This window comes from Klebsiella sp. 141162, assembly GCF_050600755.1.
Taxonomy (GTDB): domain Bacteria; phylum Pseudomonadota; class Gammaproteobacteria; order Enterobacterales; family Enterobacteriaceae; genus Klebsiella; species Klebsiella aerogenes.
Window position 1 is genome coordinate 1,578,721 of record NZ_JAQIRI010000001.1, and the last position, 14,934, is coordinate 1,593,654.

The 14,934-nt window shown below is 57.3% G+C and carries 10 protein-coding genes; 6 read left to right on the plus strand and 4 right to left on the minus strand.

Features of this window, described 5'->3' with window-relative positions; genetic code table 11:
- Window positions 1-18: 18 nt before the first annotated feature.
- Both yqeB and yqeC read right to left on the minus strand, forming a co-directional pair.
- The gene (gene yqeB / locus PGR23_RS07520) at window positions 19-1,644 is read right to left on the minus strand and encodes a selenium-dependent molybdenum cofactor biosynthesis protein YqeB (protein ID WP_047042750.1); all 1,626 of its coding nucleotides are present in this window, start codon (window positions 1,642-1,644) and stop codon (window positions 19-21) included.
- Between the two features lie 42 nt (window positions 1,645-1,686).
- Complete coding sequence (gene yqeC / locus PGR23_RS07525) at window positions 1,687-2,445, minus strand: selenium cofactor biosynthesis protein YqeC (protein ID WP_063415913.1); 759 nt, start codon at window positions 2,443-2,445, stop codon at window positions 1,687-1,689.
- Between the two features lie 34 nt (window positions 2,446-2,479).
- On the opposite strand from yqeC, the gene PGR23_RS07530 reads away from it, so the two are divergent.
- The 3 genes from PGR23_RS07530 to ssnA all read left to right on the plus strand — a co-directional run bounded on the left by PGR23_RS07530 (window position 2,480) and on the right by ssnA (window position 7,754).
- Entirely contained in the window at window positions 2,480-3,049 is a 570-nt protein-coding gene (locus tag PGR23_RS07530) for an NTP transferase domain-containing protein (protein WP_047042744.1), read from the plus strand.
- A 269-nt stretch (window positions 3,050-3,318) separates the two neighbouring features.
- Window positions 3,319-6,423: a putative selenate reductase subunit YgfK gene (gene ygfK, locus PGR23_RS07535; RefSeq protein WP_315710211.1), complete on the plus strand. Its 3,105-nt coding sequence runs from the start codon at window positions 3,319-3,321 to the stop codon at window positions 6,421-6,423.
- A complete protein-coding gene (gene ssnA, locus PGR23_RS07540) occupies window positions 6,420-7,754 on the plus strand; it encodes a putative aminohydrolase SsnA (RefSeq protein ID WP_315710210.1) in 1,335 nt (444 codons plus the stop codon). Before ygfK ends, ssnA begins: the two co-directional genes overlap by 4 nt.
- A gap of 135 nt (window positions 7,755-7,889) precedes the next feature.
- Here the strand turns inward: ssnA and PGR23_RS07545 are convergent, their stop codons facing one another.
- Both PGR23_RS07545 and ygfT read right to left on the minus strand, forming a co-directional pair.
- Complete coding sequence (locus PGR23_RS07545) at window positions 7,890-8,366, minus strand: 4Fe-4S dicluster domain-containing protein (RefSeq protein ID WP_047042737.1); 477 nt, start codon at window positions 8,364-8,366, stop codon at window positions 7,890-7,892.
- Window positions 8,366-10,303 carry a formate-dependent uric acid utilization protein YgfT gene (gene ygfT / locus PGR23_RS07550; RefSeq protein ID WP_315710206.1) on the minus strand — a complete coding sequence of 646 codons (1,938 nt, stop codon included), beginning with the start codon at window positions 10,301-10,303 and terminating at the stop codon, window positions 8,366-8,368. Before ygfT ends, PGR23_RS07545 begins: the two co-directional genes overlap by 1 nt.
- Before the next feature lie 532 nt (window positions 10,304-10,835).
- Here ygfT and PGR23_RS07555 point away from each other — a divergent pair.
- The 3 genes from PGR23_RS07555 to fdhF are packed head-to-tail and all read left to right on the plus strand — an operon-like array spanning window position 10,836 to window position 14,595.
- A complete protein-coding gene (locus PGR23_RS07555; protein ID WP_015366914.1) occupies window positions 10,836-12,305 on the plus strand; it encodes a nucleobase:cation symporter-2 family protein in 1,470 nt (489 codons plus the stop codon).
- A 2-nt stretch (window positions 12,306-12,307) separates the two neighbouring features.
- Window positions 12,308-12,436, plus strand: coding sequence for a hypothetical protein (locus PGR23_RS07560; protein ID WP_015366915.1), 129 nt, complete (start codon window positions 12,308-12,310; stop codon window positions 12,434-12,436).
- A gap of 11 nt (window positions 12,437-12,447) precedes the next feature.
- Window positions 12,448-14,595, plus strand: coding sequence for a formate dehydrogenase subunit alpha (gene fdhF, locus PGR23_RS07565; RefSeq protein ID WP_396279737.1), 2,148 nt, complete (start codon window positions 12,448-12,450; stop codon window positions 14,593-14,595).
- The last annotated feature ends 339 nt before the right edge of the window (window positions 14,596-14,934 follow it).

Genomic DNA, 14,934 nt, shown 5'->3' on the forward strand with positions numbered 1-14,934 from the left:
GCGGCTTCGTGCCGCTATCTACGCCACCGACAACAATACGCTTTTCTCTTTTACCCGCTGATTCATCAGCGTCATCAGCGCCTCAAGCACCCCGCCGCCGATGGCGCGCGCCTTATCGGAGACGCTGGTAAAATCGGCGCTGGCGCCGCGCGGGTCGATATCGCCAATTTTAAAGCCGCTATCGACCACTAACCCATCGCTGAGCAAACCTCGCACCATACCGCTTAGTGGCGCAATAATCTCGGCCTCGCCGATAGTGGCGATGATATCGCCTTCATTAACGATATCCCCCAGCGCCACCTTCGCATGCATCACCCCGGCACCCGGGGCGCGGATCACCCGTCGTGAAGTATGCCCAAGAATATTACCAGGAATCCCGGTGTTCTCCTGGGCTTTGCCATCGTAAATCACCTGCCCTAGCCAATGGCCGCGATTGGTTTCAATCACCGCATGACAATCCACGCCGGCGCAAAAACCCGGGCCCAGCGCAATTACCGCCGGCGCCATTTCTCGTTGCGTACCAAAATTCTCTTTCGCCAGAATGGCATCCACGACGCAGACAGGACGCAGTTCAGTCAGCGATTCGCACAGCGGATCCACCAATACCGGAATCACGCCATTCTCAATCACCTGGATGGCCTCCTGAGCGGATGACACCCGCTTCGCCATCACCCCTTCTACCGTCATTTCACCGTCGAAGACTGCCTGGGCAAAAGCGACGCTGCGGCGGATAACCGTCGGCTTCGCCACTTCCAGCATCACCACTTTGAACCCCGCATGCCACAGGCGCAGAGCCACGCCGCTGGCGATATCGCCGGCGCCGCGAATAGCGACCAACTGCTGCTGCGCAGGCGTGGCAGCCGCCATCAGCAGGCCGCCGGGCGCGCGATTTTTTACCTGCAGGATTTCCGCCAGAATGCTAATCGCTATCTCATGCGGCGTTTCGGCGCCAATGTTATAGCCAACCGGCGCGTGCAGGCGGGCAATATGTTCTGCGGCAACGCCGTTTTCCCGTAGCTGGCGTAAAAACACCTGGACTTTACGGCGGCTGGCCAGCAGCCCAAGCCAGGCGACCGGCCGTTCAATCAGTTTATCCAGCGCTTCACGGTCCTGGTTATTGGTGGCGATTAACACAAAGTCATCACCGCGGATCGCCAGGGAATCCACCGCCTCGCTGAAGGTTTCAGCATGCAGCAACTGCGTTGTCGGCGGAAAATAGTCGGGGTTCAGGCTTTCAGAATAGATATCGGCCACCGCCACCTCAAAACCCAGCAGCGCCGCGCTTTGCGCCACCGCGCGGTTAACGTGCCCGGCGCCGATCAGCACCAGCCGCGGGCGCAGGCCATGTACGCTAATATAGACCGACATCGCCCCACCGCAATCGGAGCCGACCGCATCGCTGCCGCTGCGCGCCATCCGCCCATGAAACATGCGCGACGCTTTTTCACTGAGCGCTTCCAGCGCCTGTTCAATCACTTTACGCTCAACCATGCCGCCGCCGATGGTGCCGACTATCGAACCATCTTCACGGATTAACATCTGCGCCGAATGGCGCGGCGTTGAGCCGCGGCTATCGACAATCTGCGCCAGGGCAAACGGGCGATTCTGTGCTTCGAGTTTTGCCGCTTCAGAGAAAATATTCATAACAACCTCAATGGATATCCGCCATGCGCCCAAGCCGGGGCGTCACTCTGTTGTTCGTCGCCGCGTTATCGCGGGTTGCTCTTGTACCGCTCCCGCCCACAGTGCGTTAACCCCCCACTGCTGCAACAGCGCCTCCTCCGGTAAATTCTCATTTTGAGAAAGCTGATTCAGCAGCAGGATCCGGCGACTGGCGGGCGGAACGCCTTTAAACGCTCCCTGCGGATGCGCGATCAAGCGATGCAGCATCGGCCACCTCAGCGCTGTATCCGGCGCCGCGCCGGTTATCCGGGAAAAAAGGGGCCAGCGATGAACGGTCGCTGGCCCAACGTTTTGCCCGAGCCTCCAGGCCCCCATGACGGCAATAACGCAGCAACAGGATTGAGGTATGCAAGGTTCGTGCTCAGCTGGCGCTTTTAAGGCGAAACCGTGAGCCCCGTCAGCTTCTACCAGCACCACGTCCACGCAACCTGCGGCAACCAGCGCATCAAGCTGTTGCGGGCTAAACCCACGAACTTTACCCGCAGGGGCGAGCCATGAGGCGTAGCAGGCCTGTAGCGGCCGCTGCCAAACCTCGTCAGGCAGCGCCAGCGGATCGCGGCAAATCAGCACAGGTAGGGTTGCCGGAAGATACATGTGGGTGGTCGTGGTGAGCAGAACTCGCCGGCCAGCCTCACGAAAACGCTGCGCCAGCCACATTAAGGTACTGGTTTTACCTCCCGCGCCGACGGCGGAAATCAGCAGCGGACCATCATTTACGCCTAAATCACAAAACAGCGATTGCAGATGCGGTATATTTTCCATGCGCTGGACAGGATTCCATTATTCAGGGAGGAGTATGAAACAGGTCGATTGTATTATTACCGCCGCCGGATTGTCCTCCCGGATGGGACAGTGGAAAATGATGTTACCCTGGCGCGGAACGACAATACTTGATGCAAGTATAAAAAACGCCCTGCAATTCTGCTCGCGTATTATTCTGGTGAGCGGTTTTCGCGCAGAGGAGTTACATCAACGCTATTCGGCGCATCCAAAAATAACCCTGGTTTATAATCCCAACTATCAGCAGGGTCTGTTTACTTCTGTTTGCGCCGGCGCAAGCCAGGTGCGAAACAACTACTGTTTTATCACCCTCGGCGATTTACCCTGCCTGCCGACTGCGCTTTTCCAGCGGCTGTGGCAACAACGGGGCGACAGCGCGCTTCTTCCGCAATATCAAGGCGTACCGGGTCATCCAATCCTTATTGCCGGCACGCAGTTGCGCCAACTTATCACTCACGATGGACCCGGCTCAATGCGCAAACGGTTATTACAAAGCCGCCATCGCTGTCTGGAGTTAGATTTTCCGCAAATGGTCTGGGATATCGATACCCCTGCTGATTTTATTCGCCTGCAAAACCAGGATTAATAATGCCTTTGTCGGGAAATTATCATTGTGATATTTCGCCGTTTATTTTGAGAAATCCCGGCGGATAAAAATATAGAGTGATTTTAATTCTCATTACCATAGCGTGAGCCTATTCACAAAGCCAGGTGTTATTTAGATCTCTCTCACATTTTTAATTATTCAAACCTTCTGCCTTTAATAACTGGTTCGATTGTTGCTCTTCCTTAACTATCCGTCGGAATAAGCACCACTAACCGGCAAATTTGATTGCACAGATAAAGGAGAGGGTTATGGGGGATATCATGCGTCCCGTCCCGTTTGAGGAATTATTGACGCGCATTTTCGATGAGTATCAACAACACCATTCCATTTTTGGTATTCCTGAGCAGCAGTTCTATTCGCCCACCAACCAACGCCGGGTAAGCGTCTTCGGCGAAAGCTGCGCCACCCCAATCGGCCCGGCCGCCGGCCCGCATACCCAACTGGCGCAGAATATCATCACCGCCTGGCTCACCGGCGGGCGGTTTATCGAGTTGAAAACCGTACAGATCCTCGACCGGCTTGAGCTGGAAAAACCCTGCATCGACGCTGAAGACGAATGTTTCAATACCGAATGGTCTACGGAATTCACGCTGCAAAAAGCGTGGGATGAATACCTTAAAGCATGGTTTATTCTGCATCTGCTGGAAGAGATTTTCCCGTTCACGCCGGCGCAAAACGGCAAGTCATTTATTTTCAATATGAGCGTCGGCTATAACCTGGAAGGCATCAAACAACCGCCGATGCAGCAGTTTATCGATAATATGATGAACGCCGCCGGGCAGCCGAAATTTACCCAGTACCGCGACACGCTGAACCGCTGGCTGCATGATGACGCCTTCCTTGCCCGCCTGTCGCTGGATGATATCCGCCCGCGGCTGGCGACGCTCGCGGAACGCATTCCGGCAAAACTGGTACAAGGGGTTACTCTCTCTACCATGCATGGTTGCCCGCCGGATGAAATCGAAGCCATTTGCCGCTATATGCTGGAAGAGAAGCAGCTCAACACCTTCGTGAAGCTTAATCCGACGCTGTTGGGCTACCCGCGCGTACGCGAAATTCTCGACACCTGCGGCTTTGACTATATCGGTCTGAATGAAGAATCTTTTGAACACGATCTTAAAATCGGCCAGGCGCTGGAAATGTTGACGCGTCTGATGGCGTTGGCGAAAAGTAAACAACTCGGCTTCGGCGTGAAGCTAACCAACACCCTCGGCACGGTCAACAATAAAGGCGCGTTGCCCGGCGATGAGATGTATATGTCCGGCCGCGCCCTGTTCCCCCTCTCCATCAACGTTGCGGCGCTGCTATCGCGTGAATTCGATGGCAAACTCCCGATCTCCTACTCCGGCGGCGCCAGCCAGCTCAATATCCGCGATATCTTTGAAACCGGGATCCGCCCCATTACCATGGCGACCGATCTGCTAAAACCCGGTGGTTACCTGCGTCTTAGCCAGTGCATGCGCGAGCTGGAACCGGCCGATGGCTGGGAAATGAATCAGGTCGACGTCAAGCGCCTGAACGCGCTGGCGGAAAAAGCGGTGAGCATGGAGTACACGCAAAAACACTGGAAGCCGGACGATCGCATCGACGTTGGCGAGCCGCTGCCGTTAACCGACTGCTACGTCGCCCCTTGCGTCAGCGCCTGCGCCATCAAACAGGATATTCCGGAATACATTCGCCTGATGGGCGAGCAGCGCTATGCCGATGCGCTGGAGCTTATCTATCAACGTAACGCGTTGCCGGCGATCACCGGCCATATCTGCGATCACCAGTGCCAGTACAACTGTACGCGTCTTGATTATGACAGCGCGTTAAATATCCGCGAGCTGAAAAAAATCGCCCTTGAGAAAGGCTGGCCAGAATACCAACGCCGCTGGCATAAACCGGCTGGTTCCGGTAGCCGTAACCCGGTGGCGGTGATTGGCGCAGGCCCGGCGGGGCTGGCGGCGGGTTACTTCCTCGCCCGCGCCGGCCACCCGGTCACGCTATTTGAGCGCGAAGCTAACGCTGGCGGAGTGGTAAAAAACATCATTCCGCATTTCCGCATTCCCGCGGAACTTATCCAGCAGGATATCGAGTTCGTTGTTAATCACGGCGTCAATATTGTCTACGGCTGCGACCCGCATCTCACCGTCGAAAAACTCCGTCAGGAGGGTTATCGCTATGTACTGGTCGGCACTGGTACCGACAAAAACAGCGGCGTGAAGCTTGGCGGCGACAACACGAATATTCATAAATCGCTCAACTTCCTGCGCGCGTTCAACCGCGGCGATCGCCTGAACGTGGGTAAACACGTGGCCATTGTCGGCGCGGGCAATACTGCAATGGACTGCGCCCGCGCGGCGCTGCACATCCCCGGCGTTGAGAAAGCGACGGTGATTTATCGCCGCTCGCAGCAGGAGATGCCAGCATGGCGCGAGGAGTACGAAGAAGCCCTTCAGGATGGCGTTACGTTCCGCTTCCTCAGTAACCCGGAGCACTTCGCCGCTGACGGCACGCTGACCGTTCGCGCCATGGCCCTCGGCGAACCTGATGAACAGGGTCGACGTCGCCCATTGCCCACCGATGAAACCTGGACGCTGCAGGTCGATACGCTGATTACCGCTATCGGCGAACAGCAGGATGGCGAAGCGCTGGCGGCGATGGGGATCCCGCTCAACGACCACGGCTGGCCTGAGGTCAATGCTGATGGCGAAAGCCGTCTGGCTAACGTCTTCCTGATTGGCGATGTACAGCATGGCCCTTCTTCGATCGTCTCGGCGATAGGCAACGCCCGTCGCGCCAGCGATGCGATCCTGAAGCGCGAGAATATCCGCAGCCACTTCGGCGATAAACAGTGGAATAACGTCGATCCCGCGGATATTTACCGCCGCAAAGGAACCATTGCTATCGCTCAGGTTGATAAAGACGACCGCGATGCCTTTGTCGCGCAGGAGGCGGAGCGTTGCCTCGAATGTAATTACGTCTGCAGCAAGTGCGTGGATGTTTGCCCGAACCGCGCCAACGTCTCAATCGCGGTGCCGGGGTTCGACAACCGCTTCCAGACGCTGCACCTCGACGCGTACTGCAACGAATGCGGCAACTGCGCGCAGTTCTGCCCATGGCAAGGCAAACCTTATAAGGACAAAGTCACCGTTTTTAGCCTCGAACAGGATTTCAACAACAGCAGCAATCCTGGTTTCCTCGTGGAACAGCAGCGGGTTCATGTCCGTCAGGATGGCCTGATCTGGCAGCTGGAAATCGATACTAAGGGTCAGTTCGCTGAAGTACCGCCGCAGCTGGATGCCATGTGCCGCATCATCAGCCACGTCCATCAACATCATCACTATTTGCTAGGAGCCGTCGAAGTATGAGTATCTTAGTGCTTAAAAATGCCACCCTTGCCCAGCTTCACCCGGCAAAAGTGGAAGAAAGTGTCGATATCGTCATCGAAAATGACAGAATTATCGAAACAGGCGCGAACCTGAGCCAGCGTTATCCGCAGGCGCGTATTAAAGAAATGCGCGGCCGGCTGGTGATGCCGGGAATGGTCTGCTCGCATAACCATTTTTATTCCGGACTGTCGCGCGGTATTCAGGCCAATATTGCGCCGAGTCCCGATTTTATCTCCACGCTAAAAAACCTGTGGTGGCGCCTGGACCGCGCGCTGGATGAGGAGTCCTTATACTACAGCGGGCTTATCTGTTCGCTGGAGGCCATTCGCAGCGGCTGTACCGCCGTCATTGACCACAGCGCGTCGCCGAACTATATCGCTGGATCATTAAGTCAGTTACGTAACGCTTTCATCAAGGTCGGCCTGCGCGGCATGACCTGTTTTGAAACCACCGACCGTAACGGCGGCCAGCAGGAACTTCAGGCAAGCGTGGAGGAAAATATCCGTTTTGCCCACGAAATCGATCGGGCGCGGGAAAACGGCGACGAACCCTATCTGGTAGAAGCGCATATCGGCGCCCATGCGCCGTTTACGGTTCCCAATGAGGGGCTTTTGATGCTTCGCGAAGCATTAAAAGCAACCGGGCGCGGCCTGCATATTCATATGGCGGAAGACCGTTACGACGTTTCCCACAGCCACCATCACTACGGTAAAGATCTGCTGGTACGCCTGGCGGAGTTCGATCTCATCGATAGTAAAACGCTGGTGGCTCACGGGCTGTATCTGTCGGACGCGGATATTGAACTACTGAACGCGCACGATGGTTTTCTTGTCCATAACGCCCGCTCTAACATGAACAACCATGTTGGCTATAACCAGCAGCTGACGGCATTTCGCAACCTGGCGCTGGGCACCGACGGTATCGGCTCCGATATGTTTGAAGAGCTCAAGTTCGCCTTCTTTAAACACCGTGATGCCGGCGGGCCGCTGTGGCCGGATAGCTTTGCGCAGGCATTAAGCAACGGCAACACGCTGCTTAGCCGCAACTTTAACGACCGTTTCGGCCGTATTGAGGCGGGCTATAAGGCGGATTTAACCATCAGCGATTATATTCCGCCGACGCCGCTGCTGGCGGCTAATCTCGCCGGGCACATCGCCTTCGGTATGGGGGCCAGCCACGTTCATAGCGTGATGGTGAATGGCGTCATGGTCTATGAGGATCGGCAGTTCGCTATTGATTGCGATACGATTTTCGCCGAAGCGCGGAAGGTGGCGAAGAAGATGTGGCAGCGGATGGATGCATTGCCGTAATCCCATCACGCAAAAACAAAACCCGGTCGCTGTACCGGGTTTATTTTTTGGCTTCTAGCGGGGCTATAAATAGCGCAGAAACATCGTTCGGGTAGCCCGGATAAGACGCGCGGCGCGTCGCCATCCGGGACTTTCCTACAAACTCAACAAGCTGGCGCTGGCGATCGTTCTCTGTTTCTGCAGCGCCGCCAGCGCGTCATCGGTCATTAGCGATAACGCCGCCGTTGGGCATACCGATACGCAGGCCGGGCCGCCGTCTCGCTGCTCGCAGAGATCGCACTTCACGATAACCGGCGGATGCGCCGCCGATGTCTCGATAGTAATCGCGCCAAATGGGCAGGCGACGACACAGCTCTGGCAGCCAATACAACGCCCGGCATCGGCCTCGACCCGTTCGGCGCCCATCGCCAATGCGCCGGTCGGACAGACCCCAACGCATGGCGCGTTCTCACACTGATGGCACATCACCGGCACGCTCAACGTGTCGAGTCGCATCACCTTCAATCGCGGATGAAATTCCGCCCCCTCCGCCACATGCTCCAGTGCGCAGGCAACTTCGCAGGTACGACAGCCGATACAGGCCTGTGAACTGGCAAGAATAAAATGGGTCATCACCGCTCCTTATGGTCAAATCGCGCCAGCATTTCGCTTGCGGCCTGGCGCCCGGCAACCATTGCCGTCACCACCAGATCGGCGCCATGCACCGCATCGCCGCCGGCATAGATTTTGTCATGGCTGGTCTGCGTGGTGCCGCGACCTTTGCCGCCCGTCACAATCTGCCCCCAGCGGTCAAGTTTGATGCCGTGCCCCCGCAGCCACGGCATGTCATGGGCCTGGAAACCAAACGCCAGCACCAGCACATCGGCCGGGAGTTCGAATTCTGAACCGGCAATTGGCCGCGGGCGGCGGCGGCCATCCGGCCCTGGTTCACCCATTTCGGTACGGATCATCCCAACGGCGCTGACCTGCCCTTTACGGTTACGCAGGATATATTGCGGCTGAACGTTAAACTGAAACGCCACGCCCTCCTCCCGCGCGTTCACCACCTCTTTTTTCGAGCCCGGCATGCTTAACTCATCGCGACGATAGGCGCAGGTCACGCTCTCGGCTCCGCGACGCACCGCGGTGCGCAGACAGTCCATCGCCGTATCGCCACCGCCCAGCACCACCACCCGCTTACCCTTAATATCGGTTAACGGATATTCAGCGCTCTCTTCAAGCCCCATCACCTCACGGGTATTGGCAATCAGGAACGGCAGCGCCTGAATAACACCCGGCGCATCTTCGCCATCAAGACCAGCGCCCATCAGCCCATAGGTGCCGACGCCTAAAAAGACCGCGTCATAGTTAGCAACCAGGTCGCTGAAGGCCACGTCGCGCCCCACTTCCTGATTGAGATGGAAACGAATCCCCATATCGCTGAAGATCTCACGCCGCAGCGCCATTACCGTTTTTTCCAGCTTGAAAGACGGAATGCCGAAAGTCAGCAGCCCGCCAATTTCAGGATGTTTATCAAAAACATCAACCTGTACCCCGGCGCGCGCGAGAATATCCGCGCAGCCCAGTCCCGCCGGTCCGGCGCCGATAATAGCCACGCGTTCCCGACGCGGCGCAACCTCGCCTGTGGTTGGCCGCCAGCCCATCGCCAGCGCGGTATCGGTGATATAGCGTTCCAGATTGCCAACCGCCACCGCGCCGCCTTCGTTTTTCAGCGTACAGGCGCCCTCACATAGCCTGTCCTGTGGGCAGACCCGGCCGCAGATTTCCGGAAGCGAACTACTTTGATGACAGAGTTCTGCGGCCTCAATAATTTTGCCTTCACGCACCAGTCGGATGAAATCGGGAATATGGTTGTGTAATGGGCAGGTCCAGTTGCACCAGGCTTTTTGCGCGCAGTACAGGCAACGCTCGCTTTCATATTCGGCATCACATTCGCTAAGGCGCTGGTAGATCTCGGCAAAATGCGCTTTTCGCTCCTCCGCGGCAAGCTTCTTCGCCCCCATCCGCGGCGCTTTATCCAGGATTGCTTCGCGCCTTGCGCCACGACGCTCGGCCAGCGGCTGCCCTTGGGCGGAGCGGATTTGTCTTTCCCGCTGTAACCGCTGGAGCGCGCTCTCGTCCATTACGCGCAGCGCCTGTGTCGGGCAACTGGCCACGCAGGCCTGTTCTGCGGAGGGGCGCTCGCGACAAAGATCGCATTTTTGCGCCAGCTGCGGGCCATCCTCCCCGCTGGCGACCATCTCGATTGCGCCAAATGGGCAAGCGACGACGCAGTTTTTGCAACCGATACACTCGGACTGGGTAAACTGGATGCTGTCGTTGGCGACATACAGCGCCTGAGTCGGACAGGAGGTGACGCAAGGCGCGTCGTTGCAATGGTGGCAAGTGGTCGCAGTACTGGCATTCCGGTGGAAGACAACATGGATGCGCGGAACAAAGGCGCTGCGCTGTGCCGGCCAGGCATCCTGATGATGCGCCGTGACGCAGGCTACTTCGCAGGCATGACATCCAATACAGTTCGCAACATCGGCCACAATAAATCGATTCATTTGCTTCCCTTTTATTCTTCTGGAATAGTCTCAGGGATGGATTGCAATATTCGGGCGATATTGGGCGCTCACCTTCTGCTGCCATTCATTTTTGCGAGTCAGCTCAAATTATTACTCTCCTGTCACTCTCGAATAAATAAAAGCTCATCAAATCACCGGGATGGCATCTCAAGCCCGCCCTGCCTTTTTATCATTTTTACCTTCTTAGCGCTTATTTCGCCTACCAAAATGAGACGGCATATATCTCAAACTGATATTCGCCATTTTTATTTCTGATGCCCGCTCGCAGCGTTAAACGGGCCTGCAAGAAATAAACATGCCAACCCGTGATTGATTTCACAAATATATTCTTCCACTGCCGCTTCGCTCATTTTTGGCACAGCTTACGCATAACCCTCCTAACGCATAAGCAACTCCGTGCGCGTTATACGCTGGTGAACATCATCAGCAGAGGGAGGCAATGGCCTTCGAATCGTAACTTCTGCCCTTTCAGTTCGGCACGGGCAGAAGTCGTAAAGGAGACAACTACTTCATGAAAGATTTTGCCATTCCGGCCTCACGCAATACGGCGACTGTCGCGCCGGTCGATGAGGTCCTGCCAATTACGCAAATGATTCTCTATGGATTGCAGCACGTGCTGGTGATGTACGCCGGGGCGGTGGCGGTGCCGCTGGTGGTGGGTAACGCGGTCGGTTTGCCTGCGGAGCATATTATTTTATTAATCAGCGCCGATTTGTTTATTTGCGGCGCCGCAACCATCGTGCAATCGATGGGCATCAAGCAGTGGTTGGGCTGCCGCTTACCGCTGATCCAGGGCTGTACTTTCGCCGCGCTGATCCCGATGGTGCTTATCGGCAAAGAGTACGGTATCGGGGCGATCTCCGGCTCGGTTATCGTCTCCGGCATTTTTATCCTCTGCTGCGCGCCGTGGATTAGCCGTCTCATTCGCTTCTTTCCGAAGGTGGTGATGGGTGGCATTGTGACGCTGATCGGCCTCTCTATTATGCCGGTCGCGGGAGGATGGATTGGCGGCGGCAGCAGCGAGATGGCCGGTTTCGGCGATCTCTTCTCGCTGCTGATGGCGGCCATCACGCTGGTCATTATTCTTAACCTTTATACCTTCGCCACCGGCGTGGTCAAGAACACCTCGGTGCTGATCGGGCTGGTGATCGGCACTATTTTATGGAGCTTCTTCAAGCCGCTGGATTTTAACCTCGTCAACGCTACGCCTTGGCTGCATCTGCCACAGGTGATGCAGTTCGCCCGGCCTGAGTTTCATATCGTGCCGGTCGCCCTGCTGTCGATGGTCATGGTGGTGGTGATGGTCGAAACCATGTCGTCCATCATGGCGACCGGCGATATCGTCGGTAAACAGGTCACGGCCAGCATGCTGCGTAACGGCCTGAATACCTGCGGACTGGCGACGACGATCTGCGGCTTCTTCAACCTGTTTCCCTACGCGGCCTTTGCGCAAAACGTCGGCCTGATTGGCCTGACCGGCGTACGCAGCCGCTTCGTGGTGTCGGTCTCGGGCGTCATCCTGATGCTAATGGGCATTTTCGCCAAAATGGCGGCGCTGGTGGTACTGATTCCGAAACCGATCCTCGGCGGCGCCGGTATCGTTATGTTCGGCATGGTTGCCGTTTCCGGTATTCGTACTCTCGGCCAGGTCAACTATCGCAACAATAACAATGGGATGGTCGTCGCGCTCACCCTTGGTCTCGGCATGATGCCGGTACTGGTGCCGAATCTGTTTACCCAGTTCCCGCCGATGATGCAGCTGTTTCTGCATAGCGGCATCACTATCGGCACCCTGACGGCGATTGTCGCCAACCTGACGCTGAACGGCAGCGTGCCGTTCCGTATTTCTCACGATGTCCCGGAACCGGACCCGGCGCCGCCGAGCGCGGCTGCCCGCAACATGGCCGTGCGTACGGTACGCATGTGGCTGCTGCTGCGCAAGGTACAGAAAGGTCAAACCGCCGCTGACGGCCAGGAGTGATTATGTCTATGTCGCAACGTCTGCTTTTTGCACTGTTGATGATGGCCCTGATGGCGGTTCCCGCCATCCAGGACGCCATTACCCTCGGAATTAACAGCCGTTTTATCTATCTGCTGCCGTACTATTTTTAAGGAGTCACACGATGGAAAAAGTAACCACCGTCTGTCCCTACTGCGCCGCTGGCTGTAAGCTGCGGCTGGTGGTGGACGACGGCATGGTCGTCGGCGCCGAAGCGGCCATGGGGAAAAACAATCAGGGAACCCTGTGTCTGAAAGGCTATTATGGCTGGGACTTCATTAACGATACCCAGATCCTGACCCCGCGTCTCAAAACCCCCATGATCCGTCGTAAGCGCAGCGGCAAACTGGAAGCCGTCTCCTGGGACGAGGCGCTCGATTACGTCGCCGCCCGCCTTGGCGCCATTAAAGAAAAATATGGCCCGGACGCGATCCAGACCACCGGCTCCTCCCGCGGGACCGGCAATGAAACCAACTACGTGATGCAAAAATTCGCGCGCGCCGTTATTGGTACCAATAACGTTGACTGCTGCGCTCGCGTCTGACACGGCCCTTCGGTTGCAGGTCTGCACCAGTCGGTCGGTAACGGCGCCATGAGTAATGCCATCACGGAGATTGATAACACCGATCTGGTGTTTATCTTCGGTTACAACCCGGCGGATTCCCACCCTATCGTGGCGAATCACGTCATTAACGCCAAACGCAACGGGGCGAGAATTATCGTCTGCGACCCGCGCAAGATTGAAACCGCGCGCATCGCCGACATGCACATCGCGCTGAAGAACGGCTCGAATATCGCGCTGCTCAACGCCATTGGCCACGTCATTATTGAAGAGGATCTGTACGATAAATCCTTCGTCGCCAGCCGTTCCGAGGGCTTCGAGGAGTATCGCAAAATCGTCGAAGGCTACACGCCGGAGTCGGTGGAAGAGATAACCGGCGTCAGCGCTCAGGAGATCCGCGCCTGCGCCCGGATGTACGCCAGCGCCAAATCCGCCGCCATCCTGTGGGGCATGGGCGTCACCCAGTTCTACCAGGGCGTGGAGACCGTGCGGTCGCTGACCAGCCTCGCGATCCTCACCGGCAACCTCGGCAAGCCGAGCGTCGGCGTCAACCCGGTACGCGGACAGAACAACGTTCAGGGCGCCTGCGATATGGGCGCGCTGCCGGATACCTATCCGGGCTACCAGTACGTTAAGTTCCCGGAAAACCGCGAGAAGTTTGCCAGAGCGTGGGGCGTCGACAGCCTGCCGGAACATACCGGCTACCGCATCAGCGAGCTGCCGCACCGCGCCGAACACGGCGAAGTCCGCGCGGCGTACATTATGGGCGAGGATCCGCTGCAGACCGATGCCGAGCTTTCCGCGGTGCGCAAGGCGTTTGAACAGCTGGAACTGGTTATCGTCCAGGATATTTTCATGACCAAAACCGCCGCCGCGGCCGACGTCATCCTGCCATCCACCTCGTGGGGCGAGCACGAAGGTGTGTATACCGCAGCGGACCGCGGCTTCCAGCGCTTCTTTAAAGCGGTGGAGCCGAAGTGGGACCTGAAAACCGACTGGCAGATCATCAGCGAAATCGCCACCCGGATGGGCTATCCGATGCACTACAACAACACCCAGGAGATCTGGGATGAGTTGCGGCATCTGTGCCCGAACTTCTACGGCGCCACCTATGAAAAAATGGGCGAGCTCGGCTATGTCATGTGGCCATGCCGCGATGAGTCCGACGCCGACCAGGGGACGTCGTATCTGTTTAAAGAGACGTTCTCTACGCCGAGCGGTAAAGCCCAGTTTTTCACCTGCGACTGGGTCGCGCCGGGAGATAAACTTTCTGAACAGTACCCGATGGTGCTCTCAACGGTGCGCGAGGTCGGTCACTACTCGTGCCGTTCGATGACCGGTAACTGTGCGGCCTTAAGCAGGCTTGCGGATGAACCGGGCTATGCGCAAATCAACACCGCCGACGCCGAACGGTTAGGCATCGAGGATGAAGCGCTGGTGTGGGTCAACTCGCGTAAGGGGCGCATCATCACCCGCGCGCAGGTCAGCGATCGGCCGAATAAAGGCGCGGTGTACATGACCTACCAGTGGTGGATTGGCGCCTGTAACGAGCTGGTGTCGGAGAACCTGAGCCCGATAACCAAAACGCCGGAGTACAAGTACTGCGCGGTTAACGTTGAGCGGATTGCCGATCAGCGCGCGGCGGAGCAGTACGTGATCGACGAGTACAACAAGCTGAAAGCCCGCCTGCGCGAAAGCGCGATGGGTTAAGGTTCGACGGCCATACCAACCCTCCCCCGGTGGCGCTTACGCTTACCGGGGCTACCGACCGACTACCGAACCGTAGCCCGGATAAGGCGCCATGCGCCGCTATCCGGGAATCCTCCGCCGGCGGCGCTTACGCTTACCGGGGCTACTAACCGAATACCGAACCGTAGCCCGGATAAGGCGCTATGCGCCGCTATCTGGGAATCCTCCCCGGTGGCGCTTACGCTTACCGGGGCTACCAACCGACTACCGAACCGTAGCCCGGATAAGGCGCTATGCGCCGCTATCTGGGAATCCTCCCCGGTGGCGCTTACGCTTACCGGGGCTACCAACCGACTACCG